Origin of the sequence: Kribbella sp. VKM Ac-2568, from assembly GCF_004345365.1 — a bacterium.
Taxonomy (GTDB): Bacteria; Actinomycetota; Actinomycetes; order Propionibacteriales; family Kribbellaceae; genus Kribbella; species Kribbella orskensis.
Genome location: NZ_SLVF01000006.1, coordinates 373,086 through 387,730 on the forward strand (window position 1 = coordinate 373,086; position 14,645 = coordinate 387,730).

At 68.5% G+C, this 14,645-nt stretch carries 17 protein-coding genes; 10 read left to right on the forward strand and 7 right to left on the reverse strand.

Going from position 1 to position 14,645, the window contains the following annotated elements:
- Positions 1-5 precede the first annotated feature (5 nt).
- Complete coding sequence (locus EV648_RS19765; RefSeq protein ID WP_132191708.1) at positions 6-362, forward strand: helix-turn-helix domain-containing protein; 357 nt, start codon at positions 6-8, stop codon at positions 360-362.
- Positions 363-447: 85 nt separating this feature from the next.
- Positions 448-1,383 carry a pyridoxal-phosphate dependent enzyme gene (locus EV648_RS19770; protein ID WP_241995384.1) on the forward strand — a complete coding sequence of 312 codons (936 nt, stop codon included), beginning with the start codon at positions 448-450 and terminating at the stop codon, positions 1,381-1,383.
- Here EV648_RS19770 and EV648_RS19775 read toward each other — a convergent pair.
- A complete protein-coding gene (locus EV648_RS19775) occupies positions 1,367-2,251 on the reverse strand; it encodes a hypothetical protein (protein WP_132293536.1) in 885 nt (294 codons plus the stop codon). The two genes, EV648_RS19770 and EV648_RS19775, sit on opposite strands and share 17 nt — an antisense overlap.
- Positions 2,252-2,374: 123 nt before the next feature.
- Between EV648_RS19775 and EV648_RS19780 the strand changes: the two genes are divergently transcribed.
- From EV648_RS19780 to EV648_RS19790, 3 genes are all read left to right on the forward strand, one after another.
- Positions 2,375-2,941 carry a DUF4865 family protein gene (locus EV648_RS19780; protein WP_199234725.1) on the forward strand — a complete coding sequence of 189 codons (567 nt, stop codon included), beginning with the start codon at positions 2,375-2,377 and terminating at the stop codon, positions 2,939-2,941.
- A 105-nt stretch (positions 2,942-3,046) separates the two neighbouring features.
- The gene (locus EV648_RS19785; RefSeq protein ID WP_241995386.1) at positions 3,047-4,303 is read left to right on the forward strand and encodes an MFS transporter; all 1,257 of its coding nucleotides are present in this window, start codon (positions 3,047-3,049) and stop codon (positions 4,301-4,303) included.
- Positions 4,304-4,486: 183 nt separating this feature from the next.
- On the forward strand, positions 4,487-5,419 hold the full coding sequence (locus tag EV648_RS19790; protein ID WP_241995425.1) for a DMT family transporter: 933 nt from the start codon (positions 4,487-4,489) through the stop codon (positions 5,417-5,419).
- 16 nt (positions 5,420-5,435) lie between these two features.
- On the opposite strand, the gene EV648_RS19795 is transcribed toward EV648_RS19790, so the two are convergent.
- Positions 5,436-6,134 carry a TetR/AcrR family transcriptional regulator gene (locus EV648_RS19795; protein WP_132293542.1) on the reverse strand — a complete coding sequence of 233 codons (699 nt, stop codon included), beginning with the start codon at positions 6,132-6,134 and terminating at the stop codon, positions 5,436-5,438.
- A gap of 72 nt (positions 6,135-6,206) precedes the next feature.
- Between EV648_RS19795 and EV648_RS19800 the strand changes: the two genes are divergently transcribed.
- Positions 6,207-7,124 (forward strand): SDR family oxidoreductase, encoded by a 918-nt coding sequence (locus EV648_RS19800; RefSeq protein ID WP_132293545.1) that lies wholly within the window; start codon positions 6,207-6,209, stop codon positions 7,122-7,124.
- 26 nt (positions 7,125-7,150) lie between these two features.
- Here the strand turns inward: EV648_RS19800 and EV648_RS19805 are convergent, their stop codons facing one another.
- Positions 7,151-7,957, reverse strand: coding sequence for an MBL fold metallo-hydrolase (locus tag EV648_RS19805; protein ID WP_132293548.1), 807 nt, complete (start codon positions 7,955-7,957; stop codon positions 7,151-7,153).
- Positions 7,958-8,068: 111 nt separating this feature from the next.
- Complete coding sequence (locus EV648_RS19810) at positions 8,069-8,665, reverse strand: LysE/ArgO family amino acid transporter (RefSeq protein ID WP_132293551.1); 597 nt, start codon at positions 8,663-8,665, stop codon at positions 8,069-8,071.
- A gap of 91 nt (positions 8,666-8,756) precedes the next feature.
- Between EV648_RS19810 and EV648_RS19815 the strand changes: the two genes are divergently transcribed.
- On the forward strand, positions 8,757-9,644 hold the full coding sequence (locus tag EV648_RS19815; RefSeq protein WP_132293554.1) for a LysR family transcriptional regulator ArgP: 888 nt from the start codon (positions 8,757-8,759) through the stop codon (positions 9,642-9,644).
- Positions 9,645-9,698: 54 nt separating this feature from the next.
- Positions 9,699-9,893, forward strand: coding sequence for a hypothetical protein (locus tag EV648_RS19820; protein WP_132293557.1), 195 nt, complete (start codon positions 9,699-9,701; stop codon positions 9,891-9,893).
- Here the strand turns inward: EV648_RS19820 and EV648_RS19825 are convergent.
- On the reverse strand, positions 9,865-10,758 hold the full coding sequence (locus EV648_RS19825; RefSeq protein ID WP_132293560.1) for a hypothetical protein: 894 nt from the start codon (positions 10,756-10,758) through the stop codon (positions 9,865-9,867). The two genes, EV648_RS19820 and EV648_RS19825, sit on opposite strands and share 29 nt — an antisense overlap.
- A gap of 68 nt (positions 10,759-10,826) precedes the next feature.
- On the opposite strand from EV648_RS19825, the gene EV648_RS19830 reads away from it, so the two are divergent.
- The gene (locus EV648_RS19830; RefSeq protein WP_132293563.1) at positions 10,827-11,222 is read left to right on the forward strand and encodes a VOC family protein; all 396 of its coding nucleotides are present in this window, start codon (positions 10,827-10,829) and stop codon (positions 11,220-11,222) included.
- Positions 11,223-11,277: 55 nt separating this feature from the next.
- Here EV648_RS19830 and EV648_RS19835 read toward each other — a convergent pair whose 3' ends face one another.
- On the reverse strand, positions 11,278-11,775 hold the full coding sequence (locus EV648_RS19835; protein ID WP_132293566.1) for a GNAT family N-acetyltransferase: 498 nt from the start codon (positions 11,773-11,775) through the stop codon (positions 11,278-11,280).
- A 123-nt stretch (positions 11,776-11,898) separates the two neighbouring features.
- Here EV648_RS19835 and EV648_RS19840 point away from each other — a divergent pair, with 123 nt between their 5' ends.
- The gene (locus EV648_RS19840) at positions 11,899-13,119 is read left to right on the forward strand and encodes a calcium:proton antiporter (RefSeq protein WP_132293569.1); all 1,221 of its coding nucleotides are present in this window, start codon (positions 11,899-11,901) and stop codon (positions 13,117-13,119) included.
- A gap of 6 nt (positions 13,120-13,125) precedes the next feature.
- Here EV648_RS19840 and EV648_RS19845 read toward each other — a convergent pair whose 3' ends face one another.
- The gene (locus tag EV648_RS19845; RefSeq protein ID WP_132293572.1) at positions 13,126-14,562 is read right to left on the reverse strand and encodes an ankyrin repeat domain-containing protein; all 1,437 of its coding nucleotides are present in this window, start codon (positions 14,560-14,562) and stop codon (positions 13,126-13,128) included.
- Positions 14,563-14,645 lie beyond the last annotated feature (83 nt).

Below are 14,645 nucleotides of genomic sequence, written 5' to 3' on the forward strand. Positions count from 1 at the left end.
CAGACGTGTTGCTACGCCAGGTGATCGGAAACGTCTTCCGCCGGCTGCGGCGCGAGCGGGGGATCACCCTGCGCGAGCTCGCCGAACAGGCTCAGGTGTCGGTGCCCTACCTGTCCGAGATCGAGCGCGGCCGCAAGGAGCCGTCCTCGGAGATCCTGGCCGCGATCTGCCGGGCGCTGGACCTCGAGCTGTCCGACCTGCTCGCCGAGGTGCAGTTCGACCTCGCCACCGCCGTGCGGGCCACCGTGCCGCTGCGGCTGCAGACCTCGTCGATCCGGGTGGCCGAATCGTCGCCGCAGCGCACCGTTTCGTCCCCTGGGGCGTACTCGACTTCCGCGCAGGCGTTCGCGCTGGTCGCCTAGTCAGTGCTCCGGTGGCTAGGTAGTGCTCTGGTACAGCAACCCTTCCGCTCAGGCCTGGCGTTGCTCAGCCGCGCCCGCTGACGCATTGGCCTTCCATCAAGGCCTGGCCGACTACCGGCCCACGCCGCTGACTGAAGTACCGGCGTTGGCTGCCGAACTCGGTGTCGGCCGCGTGCTGGTGAAGGACGAGTCGCAACGGTTGGGACTGCCCGCCTTCAAGGCGCTTGGCGCCTGGTGGGCCATCCACCGCACGTTGCAGGACCATCCGGACGTGACCCGACTCGTCACCGCGACCGATGGCAACCACGGTCGTGCAGTAGCCCGCATGGCCGCCATGCTCGGCCTCGAGTCACACGTGTTCATCCCGTACGTCGTGAGCGCCCCTGCGATCGAGGCCATCCGCTCCGAAGGCGCCACCGTCACGATCATCGAGGACTCGTACGACGCTGCTGTGGTTGCTGCGGCCGAGGCAGCTACTGGTAGCGCTGTGCTGATTCAGGACTCGGCTTGGCCCGGCTATGAGGTCGTGCCGCAGCGCATCGTCGACGGGTACTCGACTCTCTTCCGCGAGATCGACCTGCAGCCCGATCTCGTCGTAGTACCAATGGGTGTGGGCTCCGTGGCTCAAGCGGCTGTCACTCACTACCGCAGCGAGTCTCCTGCGCCGTCGGTTCTCGGAGTAGAGCCCGCACGGGCCGCCTGTATCACCAGTAGTCTGCTGGCCGGCGAGCCCGTCACGGTGGAGACCAGCACAACCGTCATGGCCGGCCTGAACTGCGGTACGCCGTCCAGCCTCGCCTGGCCCGTACTGCGAGCCGGGCTGGACGCATCCGTCACTGTGGAGGAGGACGAGGCTCTCCTGGCTGTGGAGGACCTCGGCGCCGCGGGAATCTCCTCCGGTGCGAGTGGTGCCGCCACGCTGGCCGGCGTACGAGTGGCGCGTGACAAATTGCCGCTGACCGAAGACAGCACCATCGTCCTGATCAGCACTGAGGCGGCGCCGCTCAACCTCCGGGATTGAGCACTGCGGTCAGGCGCTCGGTCGACACGCACGAGATCAGGCACCGCTCCTTGGCGTCACCCAGCAAGTCCGCGGTCCACCGGGTGAACCCGCCGTCGCCCAGATCGGCATCACCCGAGCCCACGCCGAGCGCAGTACCGAAGTAGTAGTTCGAGCCGTTGGTCCGCTCCGCATCCTCGGCGAACTCGACCTTGAGCGCGGGCCGCACGGTGTCGTTGATCCGCTCACTTACCGCGGACCGCGCGAACGTGGTGAAGGTCAGCCGCGCCTCATCACCCAGTACGTCGTGCCAGTAGCGCAGATGGTCCACCAGCATCTCCGCCTCGACGCGTCCCGAACCAGTGTCCCGCGCGCTCGACACCAACGCGAACAGCTGGAAGTGCGCGAACAGCCCGGGCCCGTCGACTGCCTGGGCGCGAACCACCCGTTGGCAGGCGGCGAGATCCACCCGGGCCTGACCGGCGCGTCGGCGTACGGCGGCCTCGATCGCGAGTTCGTTGGTCGGGTCGCTCGCGACCTCCGTACTCCGGATGGTGCTGACCACCCGGTTCTGGTCGATGGTCGCGACGGACGAACAGGTGCCTAGCGGGGTGACCGGCGACAACTCGACGCCCGCGAATCGCTCCGGTAGGCGTTCCCACAGCCTCGCCTGCGTCTTCACGAGTGCTCGCGGATCCACTGTGGACGGCCGGACGAACCGATCCTCCCGCCAGCGCTGCATGACTCGCGCAGGCGTGACGGCCGCGGCCCGGGCGCGGCTGACCTCCAGCAGGACCGTCTGCAGTTCCGACGGACTCAGTCCCGTGGTGAGACCCTCCCGAGCACCCTCCGGTAGCTTCCGCCAGACCCGCTCGCCAACGTCGCTCATTCCCCAACCCTGCCGGATCGTCCGTGGGTTGGCTTCCGAATTAGCTGTCGGGCTGGACGAGCCGGTGTTTGTACCTACTAGTATGTACGGCAGTCGACGAGAGGGAGTGGGCGCGTGTACGCGATGCAGTACGAGATCACCTTGCCGGCGGACTACGACATGGGGATCATCCGGCGGCGGGTGGAGACGTTGGGCGCGCGCACGGACGACTTCGAGGGGCTCGGGCTGAAGGCCTACCTGGTCCAGGACCAGGCGAACGGCGCGACCGTGAATCAGTACGCGCCCTTCTACCTGTGGAACGACACGGCCGGGATGAGCCGGTTCCTCTGGGGCGGTGGCTTCTTCAGTGGGATCTGCAAGTCGTTCGGGCGCCCGATCGTGCGGCACTGGACGGGGGCGGCCACCCTGGCCGGGCCCGACATCGATCAGACCGCGGTGGCCGCGACGAAGTACACGCTGATGCTGCCGCCCGACATCGATCCGGCCGAACCGGTCGCCGAGGCTGCCGATGTCCTGCGGAGCACGGCCGCGATGGCGGGTGTCCACAGCTCGGCGATCGCGGTGGACCCGACCCGGTGGGAACTGGTCCACTTCACCTTGTGGAGCGGCGAACCGGGCATCGTGCCGGGCACGCGGTACCAGGTGCTGCACTTGTCCACACCCGGCACAAAAGATCTGTTCCGGCAGTGACTTCCCGGATACCTTCTTAGACATGACTTACTCGAGCCCGCACCTTTGACCTCCTGACCGCCTAGCTGCTCCGAGCCCCCCGATCCACCGACCGGGAGGGCTGCGATGAGCGCCGTACCGCGAAGCCTGTCCGCCCGCATCGTCGCGTACGAGGCGCTGCAGGACTTCATCCCGCTGTATCCGCTGTACCAGTTGCTGTTCACGGATCACGGCCTGTCGGCGGCCGAGATCTCGACGCTGTTCATCATCTGGTCGACGACCGCGTTCCTCCTCGAGGTGCCCTCCGGCGCCCTGGCGGACACGTTCTCCCGCCGCAGACTGCTGGTGCTCGGCTCGGTCCTCAGCGGACTGGGCTTCGCCAGCTGGATCGTCGTTCCCTCGTACGCCGGGTTCGCGCTGGGCTTCGTCCTCTGGGGCGTCAGCTCCGCGCTGATCTCCGGAACCTTCGAAGCCCTCGTGTACGACGAGCTCGCCGCGCGCGGGGCTGCCGACAGGTATGCCGGGCTGCTCGGCCGGGCGAGGTCGGCCTCGCTGGTCCTCAACCTGGCGGCCACTCTGCTGGCAGCTCCGCTGTACGAGCTCGGCGGTTACCCCCTGGTGGGTGCCGTCAGCCTGGTCAGTTGCCTGATGCAAGTAGTTGTAGCCCTGTCCCTGCCGGAGGCGGCGCGGGTCGCCACGGCTGACGAAACGGAGGAGGTGGAGCCTGGCGCCGGGCACGGGCCGTTGGGTCGGTACGCGCTGATGCTGCGCTCGGGTCTGTCCGAGGCGTCGACCAGCCGTACTGTCCGGAAGGCTGTTGCCCTGGTCGCGTTGCTGGGTGGATTCCTGGCGTTCGACGAGTACTTCCCCTTGCTGGCAAGGGATGTCGGGGCGTCGACGACGCTGGTGCCGTTGCTGATCGCCGGCACGGTGGCTGCCCAGGCGATCGGCGGTGCGCTCGCGGGTCCGGCGTACCGGAGGCGTGCGTCGTTCTTCGGGGTGGCGCTGGGAATGGCTGCCGGGTTGCTGGCCTGGGGGTCGCTCAGTGGGACGGCGCAAGGCTTCGTGCCGATCGCCGTCGGCTACGGGGTGATGCAACTCGTCATCGTCGTGGCCGAGGCGCGGCTGCAGGACGCCATCCAGGGTCCTGCTCGCGCGACGGTGACGTCCGTGTCGGGGCTGTTCGCCGAGGTGTTCGCGGTGGCGGTCTACGCCGGGTTCGCGCTCGGATCGGTCTGGTTCAGCCTGCCGATCCTGGTCGCGGGGCTGACCGTGCCGCTGCTGCTGACGGCGCTGATCACCCCGTTCACCCTGCCGCCGCCCGGAGTCCGGACCGACGACGAAGCCGAGGAGCTAGCCAGCGAGGAGGGTGGACAGCGATGACGCCATCCTCACACCGCCGACTCTCACCACCCGACTCTCACCACCCGGCCCGCACTCAGCCGCCCGGCTCACGCCGGCGCGCTCACCTGCCAGGCCCGACGCCGCGGGGCTCACACTCGGGGGGTCTCGGGCGTTGAATATTCGGTGCCGGCCGAAGGGTGGGGCACCTACGGTCGGAGGGTGATGATGACGGATCGGCGGCAGGGTTTGCTCGCTGCGGGAGCGGCAGGCGTGACGGTGGTGCTCTGGGCCTCGGCCTTCGTGGCGATCCGGCATGTGGGGCACGAGTTCTCGGCGGGTGCGCTGTCGTTGGGGCGGTTGCTCGTCGGAAGTCTGCTGCTCGGGGTGTTCGTCTTCAGCCGGCCTCGGCGCTGGCCCGCCCGTGGTGACTGGAAGTTGCTGCTCGTCTGCGGCTTGTTGTGGTTCGGCGTCTACAACGTGGCGCTGAACGAGGCCGAGCAACGACTCGACGCCGGTACCGCCGCCATGCTGGTGAACATCGGCCCGCTGCTGATCGCGCTGCTCGCCGGTCTGCTGTTGGCCGAGGGATTCCAGCGGCAACTGGTGATCGGAAGCATCGCCGCGTTCGGTGGCGTCGTCCTGATCGGCACGTCGTCGTCCGAGGGTAAAGCGGAGACCTGGGGCGTGATCCTCTGCGTGGTGGCCGCCATCGCTTACGCCATCGGGGTCGTCGCCCAGAAGCCACTGCTAGGACGCCTCCCTGCTCTGGAGGTGACGTGGCTGGCCTGCACGATCGGCGCCATCAGTTGCCTGCCCTTCGCGCCAGCCCTGGTCCGCGAGACGGCCGACGCCCGACCATCCACGATCTGGTGGGTCGTCTTCCTAGGCGCGTTCCCAACCGCCTTGGCATTCACTACCTGGGCCTACGCGCTCGCCAGGACCAGCGCCGGGAAGATGGGCGCCACCACCTACCTGGTCCCACCCCTCACGATCTTCCTGGCCTGGCTCCTCCTGGACGAGGCTCCCGCCCCACTCGCCTTCGCCGGCGGCGCCCTCTGCCTGCTCGGCGTTGCCATCTCCCGCCACAAGCCCAAGAGCAAGACCGGTCAGACCTCCGCCCCATCCCCCGATGGGACAGTCCCAGCCCCAGACTGACGCCGGTCGTACTCGGTCAGGTCCAGGTAGCGGTGAAGCCATTGACCAGCGTCGTCAGGCCGGACTCGAAGCCCTCGCTGAAGTCGTAGTGAAGGCCTTCTTCGCCGAGGGATTCGACCACCCGGGTCAGCGTCGGAGCCTTGCCCGATGGGAGGTTCTGAACCCGGGTCAGTAGATCTGGGGCCAGGTCGAAGGTGTCGGCGCGGACCGCCGCCTCCCCGAGCGAGAAGCCGTGGATGAAGTCGATCAGGGTGTTCACAGACTCGAAGATCTGGCGTGGCGAGAGTCCGGCGCGATCCAGCGCTCGGTAGAACGGCTCGACCGTGGTCACGACGACGTCGGAGACCGCGGACGTGTCGGAGAGGACCTGGAGCGCGAGGTTCGGGTGAGCACGAAGGGCGTTCCGATACGCGCGGGCGGCGCCCTTCAACTGGTCCTGCCAAGGAACAGCGTCGCCCGGGTCGGGTGAGTCGACGTCCGCGAACACCAGTTCGGCCAGCCCGGCGAACACCGCCGCCTTGTTCGGCAGGTGGTGGTAGATCGACATCGGGTTCACGCCGAGCGTGGCGGCGAGCCGGCGCATCGTCATCGCCTCGATGCCCTCGTCGTCCACGATCCGCAGCGCCGCCTCGAGGATCGCCTGCCGGCTGAGCCGCTCCTCGCCCGACCGCGGCCGACCACTCCGCCGGGGACCAGCCTTGCCAGCATTAACCATACGTCGTATGGTACAGAAATCATACGGCGTATGGCTAGCTGGGGAGTCCGGCGTTCGAGGAGGGAGCAGGGCATGAGTGAGAAGCCGTTGGCGGGAAAGGTCGCGCTGGTCACCGGTGCGACCCGGGCGGCAGGGCGCGGGACTGCCGTGCAGCTGGGCGCCGCCGGGGTGACCGTCTACGTGACGGGGCGGACGACCCGCGCGCAGCAGTCGGAGATGAAACGGCCGGAGACGATCGAGGAGACCGCGGAACTGGTGGACGCGGCGGGCGGCCATGGCATCGCAGTACAGGTGGATCACACGGATCCTGAGCAGGTTCGTGCTCTCGTCGACCGGATCGAGGCCGAGCAGGGCGCGTTGCACATCCTGGTGAACGACATCTGGGGCCAGTCGGGCGAGCCGAACTGGGACAAGACGGTCTGGGAGTCGGACCTCGACAGCGGCCTGCGGTTGTTCCGGCTCGGCGTGGAGACGCACGCGATCACCAGCCACTTCGCGCTGCCGCTGCTGATCAAGTCGCCTGGCGGCCTCGTGGTGGAGATGACCGACGGCACCAACGACTACAACGCGACCAACTACCGCGTCTCCTTCTTCTACGACGTCGCCAAAGGTGCGGTGAGCCGGATGGCCTTCGCCCTGGCGCACGAGCTCGCACCGCACCAGGCAACCGCCGTACTGCTGTCGCCCGGGTGGCTGCGGTCCGAGGCGATGCTCGACGGCTTCGGCGTCACCGAGGCGAACTGGCGGGACGCGACCAAGGCGATCCCGCATTTCGCGATCTCGGAGAGTCCGTCGTACGTCGGTCGCGCTGTTGCCGCCCTCGCCGCGGACCCCGACGTCGCGCGTTGGAACGGCAAGTCGGTGTCGAGCGGCGAGCTCGCGAAGGTCTACGGCTTCACCGACCTCGACGGCAGCCGGCCCGACGCCTGGCGCTACATCGTCGAGGTCCAGGACCCCGGCAAGCCGGCCGACACCACCGGCTACCGCTGAGCCAGCCCCACAACCAGTGCCACGCGTCAGAGCCGGTAGGTGCGGCAGACCTCGTCACCGAGACCTGAACCCACCAGCGGCAGGGCAGAGTCGTCGAGCGCGGTGTGCGGATGTGCAGCAGCGATGGGGATTCCAGTAGCGGCCGCTAGAGCCAGTACTTCGCGCCGGGAGGTCACGGCAACCACGGGGTCCCGCTCGTACACGTAGGTCAGCTCGGGCCACCGCGCCTGCGCCGGGTGCACCAGTACGTCTCCGCCGAGTACCGCCCGCTGAGTCACCACGCACTGATGCCCAGGTGTGTGCCCTGGCGTCGGCAACAGCCGGAGCCCGTCGTCCAGCAAGGTCTCACCGTCGACGGCCCGGAGTTGCCCGGCGTCCGCGATCGGCTTGATCAACCGCTCGTAGGTCGGCCCGCCGTGCGCGTGATCCAGCTCAGCCTGCTGCACCACGTACGTCGCGTTGCCGAAGCGCGGATGCTCCCCGGCGGTGTTCCAGCCGGCGTGGTCGAGGTGGACGTGGGTGAGGATCACCGTGTCGATGTCCGCCTCGCGCACCCCGGTGGCTTCGAGGAGCTCGGGGAGGCGCCCGGTCGTCCCCAGCCAGTTCGCCGCCTCTCCACCGGCCGGGCCGATCCCTGTGTCGACGAGGGTAGCGCCACGGTCGCTGGTCACCAGGTAGCTGTGGAAATGCAGCCACCAGCCGCCGGCGGCATCCACGTTCCCCGGGAGGTTCGCCTCGGTCCACCGCTGGTGCTCAGGCGACCACCCGGGCAGCGCTGCCTCCACAGCCTCTGGAAACACCGCCACCGCATCGCACAACACCGACACGTCCACGCGAACCCCCTGACCAGCAAGCGGATGCAGCTGACCTCACGCTAGATCAAGGCAGAAGCTTTCACGGGGGCGAGGGTGCCCCGGGCAGTCGCGCCATCCTGGTGAGGGCGGTCAAGGCAGGACCATCCAGGCGGCGAGGGTGGTCATGACGAGGGCGATGCCGGCGTCGAGGAACTGCCAGGCGCGGGGCCGGGCGAAGACGGGTCCGAGCTTGCGGGCCAGGAACCCGAGCGCGAAGAACCACCCGAAGCTGGCGGCGACCGCGCCGACACCGTAGAGCCAGCGCCCGTCGGAGCCCCGCTGGTTCGCCAACGCCCCGAGCAGCACGACGGTGTCGAGATAGACGTGCGGGTTGAGATATGTGAACCCGAGACAGGTCAGTACGACGCTGCGCAACGCGGCCGGCGCGTGATCCGCCGGGCTCATCAGGCCCGGGTTGATCGCCCGCCGCGCCGCGATCACGGCGTATCCGAAGAGGAAGGCGGCACCGCCGTACTTCGCGATGTTCAGCGCGAGGGGGCTGCTGGTCAGGAGCGCTCCGAGGCCGGCGATTCCGCCTGAGATCAGGAGAGCGTCGGAGAGGGCGCACGTCAGCACCACCGGCAGGACGTGCTCGCGGCGCAGCCCCTGACGCAGTACGAACGCGTTCTGCGCTCCGATCGCAACGATCAGGGATAGCGACGTGGCAAAGCCGGCGAGTAGGGGCATGTCTCGACCGTAGGGTCGACCGGACAGGTATTCCAGCTAAAGATTCTTCATCACCATTAGTTGGGCTTCATCGACGAATAGACTCCGCAGTATGCAGATCGATGCAGCGCAACTGGACACCTTTGCGGCCGTGATCGACGAGGGCAGCTTCGACGCGGCCGCGCGGCGCCTGCAGGTCACCCCGTCGGCCGTCAGCCAGCGGATCAAGGCGCTGGAGAGCCACCTGGGGCAGGTGTTGATCCAGCGGACCAAGCCGGCCCGGAGTACAGACGCGGGGGAGGCGCTGCTCCGGCTCGCACGGCAGGTGTCGCTGTTGGAGTCCGAGGCGATCGCCGCGGTCAAGGGCAAGGCGGAAGGCCTGCGGCTGCCGATCGCGGTGAACGCGGACTCGCTGAACGGCTGGTTCCTGCCCGCGTTGCTCGCAGTACCCACGGAGTTGGTGACCGCGTTCGACCTTCGTCAGGAGGATCAGGACCACTCGGCCGAACTGCTCCGGAACGGCACGGTACTCGCCGCGGTGACAGCCGACCCGCGGCCCGTGCAGGGCTGCCGGATCCGGGCGCTCGGGAAGATGCGCTACCTGTCGACCGCGAGCCCGGAGTTCGCCGAGCGCTGGTTGACCGGGCGGCCGCTCCCCGAGGCGCTCGCGGTGGCGCCGATGATGGTGTTCAACCCGAAGGACATGCTGCAACACCGGTTGATCCGCAAGGTCACCCGCCGTCGGCTCGACCCGCCGGTGCACTCGATCCCGGCGCCGGGGCCGTTCGTCCGGGCGATCCGCCTCGGGCTTGGCTGGGGGATGATCGAGGAGGAGGTCGTCGAGCAGGATCTTGCCGCCGGCCGCCTGGTAGAGGTTGCCCAAGGCAAATATGTGGACGTGCCGCTCTACTGGCAACATTGGAAACTCGAATCGGCCGTTCTCACCGCCCTCACCACCGCGGTCCTCCAAGCGGCCCACTCGGGCCTCCGGACCTCCTGAGATCCGGCCGGAGATCGGCTGGGGAGATGGTGGCGATGCGGCTAGGGTCAGAGCATGAAGAAGGCTGTGTTCGTGGCGCTGGGGGTCCTACTCACGGTGGTGGGCGTCATCTGGGCGCTGCAGGGGCTCGGGTATATCGGCGGCAGCTCGATGACCGGGAGCTCCCTCTGGGCGATCGTCGGGCCGATCGTCGCCGCGTTCGGGGTATCCCTGATCTACGTCACCGTCCGGGGTCCGCAGAAGCGGTAGGCGGCAGTTCCTCCGGTTCCCAGCGCATGGCCATCGGGTTGTCGGGTGGGACCGCGCCGGACGCCATGATCATGCCGCTGATCGGGCGGATCAACCGGTCGAGTTCCGCCGCGGCCTCGTCGCCGAAGGCTGACCAGCCCTGCTCGGCCAACCTGTCGGTCGTGTCCTCGACCTGCTGACGCAGCGCGCGACCCGCCTCGGTCAGCACTCCGTCCGCGTCGAGCAGGCCTCGTGACTTGAGGTCCTCCTCGGCTTCGGCCCACTCCTCGTCGCTCCAGCGCCGGTTGACCTGGAACACCTGCTTGGACGGCCCACCTGCGGCAGAGATGGTGATACACGCCTGGCACGGGCTCAACTCCGCGCCGACCAACGCAGCGACATGCCCGTCACCTCGGGACTCCCGGAGGATGGTGGTCGCCTGCCACAAGACCAGGTGCGGCTCGTCGGGCCACTCCAGCGCCGCGTTCGCCGCACCGAGCGCCCTCCCCGCTACCGGAGCCAGCTCGGCCGCCCGACGAGCCAGCTCAGCCGTACGGCGTACCGCAGTACTGGGGTCGGGCAGGAGACGGCGTACTGCGCTGTCGACCGCCTCGAGGCGAGCGGTGAGCAACTGCTCGGGCGAGGCGTAGTTCCAGGCGTCGGGAATCGCGCGGGCGACCATCGACGGGTGGAAGTTGTAGAAGAGCGCGGCGACCACGTCTGGGCCTACTGCGCCCAGGGGAGCCGCCCGGCAGCCGAAGTAGCTCATCCAGCCGCCGCGCAGGCCTAGTGCGTCAGTGGCCTGTCTGGTGTCGGGCGCGAAGTAGCTGATCGCGTGGTACGGCTCCAGGACTCGCCACATACGCCGGGCGCGGGACTCGCTCATGAGCCGATCCAAGCAGACTTTCCCCTCCGATTGGACTGCACCGGTATGGTGCGGCCAAGGTGTGCGATATGAGCATCCGGGTGCAGTGTGTGAACTACGACGCGATCGATCCGGCCGCGCAGGCGCGGTTCTGGGCCGACGTGCTGGGGTGGCGGATCACCTTCGAGAACGAGAAGGAGTCCGTGCTCGAGCCGCCGGAGGGCAGCCCCGAGGACGGCATCGTGCCGGACATCCTGTTCCTGCGGGTGCCCGCGGACGAGGCCAAGGCGGTCAAGAACCGCGTGCACATGGACCTCCGACCGGAGGACCAGGCGGCCGAGGAGGCCCGGATCGTGGCGCTCGGCGGCCGTCGGACCTCGATCGGCCAGGACGAGTCCGCCTCCTGGATCGTGATGGCCGACCCCGAAGGCAACGAGTTCTGCCTGCTCCGGGCTTTCACCGCGGAGGAACTAGCCTCCTTCTGAACAGCCCTCACGATCAGGACGGAGTGATCAGAACGGCCTGATCAGAGCGGGGTGATCAGAGTGCGCGGTGCATGACGTGGAGGCCTACGTAGCCGTGGGTGGGGTGGTGGAAGGCTTCGGGGACGGTGCCGATGATCTGGAAGCCGAGGGCCTGCCAGAGCTTCACGGCCGCCTCGTTCGTCTCGACCACCGCGTTGAACTGGATCGAGCGGAAGCCCTCCCGGCCGGCCCAATCGATCATGTCCTCGCAGAGAGCCCGGCCAACGCCCTTCCCACGAGCTGACGCGTCGACCATGAAGCTGGCGCTCGCGACGTGCGCGCCGGGTCCCGGCCGGTTCGGGTACATGTTGGCGCTGCCCAGGACCGTGCCGTCGGCATCGACCGCGACGCTGGTCCGGGCCTGCGGCGAGTTCGACGGGGCCATCCAGAGCGACTCGGCCTGCTCCCTCGTCATCGACGGGTCGTAGGCGTAGGTCTCCTGGGCGGTGACGATCTGGTGGAAGAACGGCCAGATCGCCGGCCAGTCGCCGGCAGTCGCGTCTCGGATCTCCACAGCAGCCCTTCTCTTCAGCCCGGCTCCACCTGGCGAGCAAGGATTCTCGGTGTGCGAAAAGCATCACGCGTTGAGCGGTGGATGCCAACTGGATTCCGCGCCGCGCGGATAGCATCGCGGGGGATGACAAACACCGTTGTCCATGGGTTGCCGCGCTGGAGTCTGGCCGTGCCCCCGCTCGCTCTCGTCGTCCTGGTGCTGACCTGGGGCCGCGACCTCGGCGCAGTGCTGATCGTCCTCGTCTGCCTGGGTCTCGGCGCCGCGGTGATCGCCGCCGTCCACCATGCCGAGGTCGTCGCCCATCGCGTCGGCGAACCGTTCGGCACGCTGATCCTGGCCCTCGCGGTGACCGTGATCGAGGTCGCGCTGATCGTGACGCTGATGGCGTCAGGCGGGGACAAGGCGGCCTCGCTGGCCCGCGACACGGTCTTCGCCGCGGTGATGATCACCTGCAACGGGATCGTCGGACTCGCGCTGGTGGTCGGGTCGGTCCGGCACACGACGCAGCAGTTCCGGGTGCACGCGTCGGGGAGCGCACTCGCCGTGATGACCGCGCTGGTCACGCTCAGCCTCGTACTGCCGACGTTCACCACCAGTACTCCGGGGGCCACCTTCAGCCCGGCCCAGCTCGCGTTTGCCGGGGTGGCGTCGCTGGCGATGTACGGAGTCTTCGTCTTCGTCCAGACGATCCGGCACCGCGACTACTTCCTCCCGGTGGCCGCCGAAGAGACCGCAGCGGTTGGGGTCGGGACGGTCGCGGGGGCTTCCGCCGGGGCGGGCCAAGATGGCGCGGCAGCCGGGGCCGGCTCGGAGGCCGAGAAGGTGTCGATCGCGGCCGATCTTGTAGATGACGAGGAGGACGGGGAGGTGCACGCGGCGGCGCCGACTGGGCGGGTCGCGGTGCTCAGCCTGAGCTTGCTCTTCGTGTGCCTGATCGCGGTCGTCGGCCTGGCGAAGACGGTCTCACCGAAGCTCGAGGACGCGGTCGAGTCGGCTGGTGCTCCGGTGGCCGTGGTCGGCGTCGTCATCGCCTTGCTGGTGCTGCTCCCGGAAACCGTCGCCGCGGTCCGCGCCGCCCTGCGGAACAGGCTGCAGACGAGCCTGAACCTCGCACTCGGATCGGCCCTGGCCAGCATCGGGCTGACCATCCCGGCGATCGCGGTCGCGTCCATCTGGCTCAGCGGCCCGCTGGTCCTTGGCCTCGGCGGCACGGAGATGGTCCTGTTCGCGCTGACGGTGATCGTCAGCATGCTGACGCTGGCGACCGGCCGGGCCACGCTGCTCCAGGGCGCGGTCCACCTGATGATCTTCAGCTCCTTCGTCTTCCTTGCGGTCAGCCCGTAGGCCGGCTCAGAGGCCGCCGAGGTAGTCGACGACGTGCTGCTGGTGGTTGTGCTCGGCCCAGCCCTGCGGAGTGCTGTTGTACCCACAGTCGCGGATGGTCGGGTCGGCCCCGAGCTCGATCAGCTTCTTCACCGTCTCCAGATGCCCGTGGAACGCCGCCTGGTGCAGCGGCGTGTTCATCCCGAGCACGTTCAGGTCGAACCCCAGTTCCTTCAACGGCTCCAGCGCCTCGGTCCGGCCGAGCTCGGCCGCCCGCAACGGAAGGAAGCGATTGCGCTGCACCGCCCGGGCCGCCAGGTCGCTGTCAGCCTCGAAAGAGCTGCCCTGCATGACCGCGGCGTACAGCTCATGAACGTCGTCGAGCGGCGCCGCACCATGTGCCCGCAGGAGTTCCGCGACCTCGGTGTACCCGACCACGGCGGCCAGTTCGTACGCCCGATGACCACAGAAGATCGGATGCTCGGTCCCGCGGCCGTCCGGATCGGTGCCTTGGGCAAGCACTAGTTGCACCCGGTGGAGCAGGCCTTCCGAGGACGCGAAGACCAACTCGTCCTCCAGGAGCTGTCGCGGCGTGTGATGTACGGTCGTCAACCGCTCGTGCCACGCCCCGCCATCCCCTCGGCCGAGCCCGAACTCGAGCAACAGCTCCAGGTGGTCGTCGTCGTACGGCGGCGGACACCCCGGCCCGCAGTTGTACATCGTCTGGCTGTCGTTCGCATCGGCTCCCGCCTCGAGCAGCAGCCGGGCCAGCGCGAGCCGGCTCTGATGCGGCGGCTGATCCCCCTCACCCCGGCCGAACGCACCCGTCAACGCGGTGAACGGCGACGGCAATCCCTCCCAGAGGTACCCGGCATTCGGATCAGCACCATGAGCCAGCAGCATCCGGGCGATCTCCACCGGCGCCTCCGGCGTCACGTCGAGGCGCGAATAACTCAAGTAGAGCAGGGATTCCCACCGATACGGACCACCCTCACGACTGGCCAGCGCGCCGTCCCGGGCCAGCTCCGCACGAACAGCCGGTACGTCGCCGGCGACAACCATCGTGTAGATGTTGCTCAGGGCAACATCAGGGAACTTCGTCAGCAGCTCGCACGCCGCGCTCCGGCGTACCGGGTCGTCGGAGCCATACTGCAGCGTGGCGAGTCGGAGGAACTCGTCGGCCCGCCGGCCAGGGGTGTCCAAGGGTCCGCCGATCGCCTGACGGTGGGGATAACGGCTGTACTGCGTGATCAGGTCGAGGTGATGCGTGAGCCTTGACCAACTGGCGAATCCGTAGCTGCGGGCGATCACCAACTGGGCATCGGCCAGGTTGCTGACGGGGTGGAACTCGGCGGCGAGTGCGACAGCCGCGGGATCCTCCGCCCTGACCTGCTTGAGCAGGGTCTTGGCCTGCTTCTTCAGGTGCTCGAGGCTCGGGGGACTGGGGAGTTGACGGGTCGGCATGGCGACCTCCTCTCTACGTGCCCGCTGTCCGCGTCGTCGGGCGAGAAAGGAGGTGGCTGGCACCGCGCAAGCTCGAAACCAGG

Excerpts from the sequence above, each read along its gene's own strand:
- EV648_RS19775 (WP_132293536.1), bottom strand. The coding sequence starts at position 2,251 with ATGAGCGACGTTGGCGAGCGGGTCTGGCGGAAGCTACCGGAGGGTGCT.
- EV648_RS19780 (WP_199234725.1), top strand. The coding sequence starts at position 2,375 with ATGCAGTACGAGATCACCTTGCCGGCGGACTACGACATGGGGATCATC.
- EV648_RS19785 (WP_241995386.1), top strand. The coding sequence starts at position 3,047 with ATGAGCGCCGTACCGCGAAGCCTGTCCGCCCGCATCGTCGCGTACGAG.
- EV648_RS19790 (WP_241995425.1), top strand. The coding sequence starts at position 4,487 with ATGATGACGGATCGGCGGCAGGGTTTGCTCGCTGCGGGAGCGGCAGGC.
- EV648_RS19795 (WP_132293542.1), bottom strand. The coding sequence starts at position 6,134 with ATGGTTAATGCTGGCAAGGCTGGTCCCCGGCGGAGTGGTCGGCCGCGG.
- EV648_RS19800 (WP_132293545.1), top strand. The coding sequence starts at position 6,207 with ATGAGTGAGAAGCCGTTGGCGGGAAAGGTCGCGCTGGTCACCGGTGCG.
- EV648_RS19810 (WP_132293551.1), bottom strand. The coding sequence starts at position 8,665 with ATGCCCCTACTCGCCGGCTTTGCCACGTCGCTATCCCTGATCGTTGCG.
- EV648_RS19815 (WP_132293554.1), top strand. The coding sequence starts at position 8,757 with ATGCAGATCGATGCAGCGCAACTGGACACCTTTGCGGCCGTGATCGAC.
- EV648_RS19820 (WP_132293557.1), top strand. The coding sequence starts at position 9,699 with ATGAAGAAGGCTGTGTTCGTGGCGCTGGGGGTCCTACTCACGGTGGTG.
- EV648_RS19825 (WP_132293560.1), bottom strand. The coding sequence starts at position 10,758 with ATGAGCGAGTCCCGCGCCCGGCGTATGTGGCGAGTCCTGGAGCCGTAC.
- EV648_RS19830 (WP_132293563.1), top strand. The coding sequence starts at position 10,827 with ATGAGCATCCGGGTGCAGTGTGTGAACTACGACGCGATCGATCCGGCC.
- EV648_RS19840 (WP_132293569.1), top strand. The coding sequence starts at position 11,899 with ATGACAAACACCGTTGTCCATGGGTTGCCGCGCTGGAGTCTGGCCGTG.
- EV648_RS19845 (WP_132293572.1), bottom strand. The coding sequence starts at position 14,562 with ATGCCGACCCGTCAACTCCCCAGTCCCCCGAGCCTCGAGCACCTGAAG.